The 3,290-nt window shown below is 64.2% G+C and carries 4 protein-coding genes; all 4 read left to right on the forward strand.

What is annotated here, in order from left to right:
• Positions 1-339: TOBE domain-containing protein (locus EN984_RS27745; protein ID WP_164765688.1), on the forward strand; the 339-nt coding region annotated here is incomplete at its 5' end.
• A gap of 2 nt (positions 340-341) precedes the next feature.
• Positions 342-1,112: an L-iditol 2-dehydrogenase gene (locus EN984_RS27750; protein WP_127268861.1), complete on the forward strand. Its 771-nt coding sequence runs from the start codon at positions 342-344 to the stop codon at positions 1,110-1,112.
• Between the two features lie 146 nt (positions 1,113-1,258).
• Positions 1,259-2,737 (forward strand): mannitol dehydrogenase family protein, encoded by a 1,479-nt coding sequence (locus EN984_RS27755; protein ID WP_127272483.1) that lies wholly within the window; start codon positions 1,259-1,261, stop codon positions 2,735-2,737.
• Between the two features lie 15 nt (positions 2,738-2,752).
• On the forward strand, positions 2,753-3,290 hold a 538-nt coding region (locus tag EN984_RS27760; protein ID WP_127384103.1), incomplete at its 3' end, for an HAD-IA family hydrolase.

Consider the following 3,290-nt stretch of genomic DNA (forward strand, 5'->3'; position numbering starts at 1 on the left):
CTCTACAAGACGCCGAAGAACCTGTTCGTCGCCGGCTTCATCGGCTCGCCGAAGATGAACCTGATCGAAGGCACGCCGGCTGCCAAAAACGGCGCCAAGACCATCGGCATCCGTCCCGAACACCTGGAGATCTCGACCACAGCGGGCGAATGGAAGGCGGTCGTCGGCGTCGCCGAGCATCTCGGCTCCGACACCTTCCTGCATGTCCAGGCCGATGGCGTCGGCCCGCTGACGGTGCGCGCCGACGGCGAACTCGGCGTCCATCATGGCGACACCATCTATCTGACGCCCGACAAGGCCAAGCTGCATCGCTTCGGCGCCGACGGGAAGGCAATCTGAACATGCGGCTGGCCGGCAAATCCGCGCTGATCACAGGTTCGGCCCGCGGCATCGGCAGAGCCTTCGCCGAAGCCTATGCCGGCGAAGGCGCCACCGTCGCCATAGCCGACATCAATCTCGAGGCGGCGGAGAAGACGGCCGCCGAGATCGGCGGCAAGGCCTATGCGGTCAAGCTCGACGTCACCGACCTCGCCTCCATCGAGGCGGCGGTGAAAGCCGTCGAGACGAAGACCGGTGGCCTCGATATCCTGATCAACAACGCCGCTCTTTTCGATCTGGCACCGATCGTCGAGATCACCAAGGCAAGCTACGATAAATTGTTTTCCGTCAATGTCGCCGGCACGCTGTTCATGCTGCAGGCAGCCGCCCGCTCGATGATCGCCGCTGGCCGGGGCGGCAGGATCATCAACATGGCGAGCCAGGCCGGACGACGCGGCGAGGCGCTGGTCGGCGTCTATTGCGCCACCAAAGCCGCCGTCATTTCGCTGACACAGTCAGCGGGGCTCGACCTGATCAAGCACCGCATCAACGTCAACGCGATTGCCCCTGGCGTCGTCGACGGCGAGCACTGGGATCACGTCGATTCGCTGTTCGCCAAATATGAGAACCGGCCGAAGGGCGAGAAGAAGAAGCTGGTCGGCGAGGCAGTGCCGTATGGCCGCATGGGCACGGCGCAGGACCTCACCGGCATGGCGGTTTTTCTCGCCAGCAGCGACGCCGAATACATCGTCGCCCAGACCTACAATGTCGATGGCGGCCAGTGGATGAGTTGAGGGCGGGGGACGGCCTCTGCTCCTCGTCCCTCCGCGGGGAGCAGAGGCCGACATCAGCGGGCGCGTAGCCAGTGCCACCCCTTATCCTCTCCCCAACCGGGAGAGGAGCGTAACGAAGGCCTAGATTCGGCCAAAGGGTAAAACAGATGACCGTGAAACTCTCGTCCTCAAACCTCTCCAAACTGCCCGCTGAGGTCGCCGGCCCGAAGTATGACCGCGCGACATTGAAGGCCGGCATCGTGCATTTCGGAGTCGGCAATTTCCATCGCTCGCATCAGGCCGTCTATCTCGACGATCTGTTCAATTCGGGCGTCGGCCATGACTGGGCACTGATCGGCGCCGGCGTGTTCGACGGTGAAAAGATCGGCCGCGGCAAACTGGAAGAGCAGGACTGGCTGACCACGGTGGTCGAGCAGGACAGCGGCCATATGAGCGCCCGGGTCACCGGCGCCATGATCGACTTCCTGATGCCCGGCGATGCGGCCGGCATCATCGAACGGCTGGCCGACCCGGCGATCAAGATCGTTTCGCTGACCATCACCGAGGGCGGTTATTTCATCGATCCGGCATCCGGCGTGTTCAACCCGACCCACCCCGACATCCTCGCCGATGCGCAGCCCGGCGCGACACCGAAGACGGTGTTCGGCATCATCCTTGCCGGGCTGGTGCGGCGGCGCGATGAAGGCACCGTGCCGTTCACGGTCATGTCGTGCGACAACATTCCCCACAACGGCCATGTCACCTCGGACGGCGTCATCGGCCTGGCCCGTTTGATCGACGAGGATCTGGCGAACTGGGTCAGCGAGCATGTCGCCTTCCCGAATGGTATGGTCGATCGCATCACGCCGGCGACCACCGACCGCGAACGCGGCATCCTCGCCAAGGACTTTGGCCTTGAGGACAACTGGCCGGTGTTCTGCGAGCCGTTCCGGCAATGGGTGCTGGAGGACCATTTCACCGGCGGCCGGCCGCCGCTGGAAAAGGTCGGCGTGCAGTTCGTCAAAGACGTTGCGCCCTACGAATTGATGAAGATCCGCATCCTCAATGGCGGCCACGCGACGATTGCCTATCCGGCCGGCCTGATGGACATCCATTTCGTCCATGAGGCGATGCAGGAGCCGCTGGTGAGCGGGTTTCTGGCCAAGCTCGAACGGGAGGAAATCATTCCGACCGTGCCGCCGGTGCCGGACACGGTCCTGGAAGATTATTACCAGCTCATCGAGAGCCGCTTTTCCAATCCCAAGATCGGCGACACGGTGCGCCGGCTCTGCCTCGACGGCTCCAACCGCCAGCCGAAATTCATCATCCCGACCATCGCCGACCGGCTGAAGGCCGGAAAGAGCGTCGCGGGCCTGGCGCTGGAATCGGCGCTATGGTGCCGCTACTGCTTCGGCACGACGGATAGCGGCGCCGTCATCGAGCCCAACGATCCGAGCTGGGGCCGGCTGCAGGCAACGGCAAAAGCGGCAAAGGATGCTCCCGCCGCCTGGCTTGCCATGGAGGACATCTATGGCGATGTCGGCCGCGCGACGGCGTTTGTCGAGGCCTTCGCCCATGCGCTCAACGTGCTGTGGGCGAATGGCGCGCGCGCGACGCTGACGCGCTACCTCGCCGGCAAGCTCTGAGAGCCATTCTCGGCCATGACGCCTGAACTGGTCATCTTCGACTGCGATGGCGTGCTGGTCGACAGCGAGGCGCTCTCCGTCTCGGCGCTGCTCGGCATGGTCAAAGTCGCCGGCGGCAGCGTCAGTGAGGATGCCGCCTACGAGCATTTCCTCGGCAGGAGCATGAAAAGCGTGCGCGAGATCCTCGGCCGCGACTTCGGGCTCGATATCACAGACCTGCACCTGACCGAGATGCGCGTCGAACTGATGCGCAAATTCCGCGAGGAGCTGAAGCCGATCGCCGGCGTCAAGAAGATACTGCCGAAGCTTGGGCTGCCGTTCTGTGTCGCGTCCTCGGGCACGCTCGACCGCATCCGCTACGCGCTCGACGTCACCGGATTGCTTGGGCTGATGGAGCCGCACCTGTTCAGTGCCACCATGGTGGCCAAGGGAAAGCCGGCGCCGGATCTGTTCCTGCATGCCGCCGCCAGCATGCGGGCTCATCCGCGCAAATGCCTCGTCGTCGAGGACAGCCCGGCCGGCATCATTGCTGCGCGCGCGGCGGGGATGAGCG

Origin of the sequence: Mesorhizobium sp. M7A.F.Ca.CA.004.12.1.1, assembly GCF_003997835.1 — a bacterium.
Lineage (GTDB): Bacteria > Pseudomonadota > Alphaproteobacteria > Rhizobiales > Rhizobiaceae > Mesorhizobium.

Excerpts from the sequence above, each read along its gene's own strand:
- EN984_RS27755 (WP_127272483.1), top strand. The coding sequence starts at position 1,259 with ATGACCGTGAAACTCTCGTCCTCAAACCTCTCCAAACTGCCCGCTGAG.
- EN984_RS27750 (WP_127268861.1), top strand. The coding sequence starts at position 342 with ATGCGGCTGGCCGGCAAATCCGCGCTGATCACAGGTTCGGCCCGCGGC.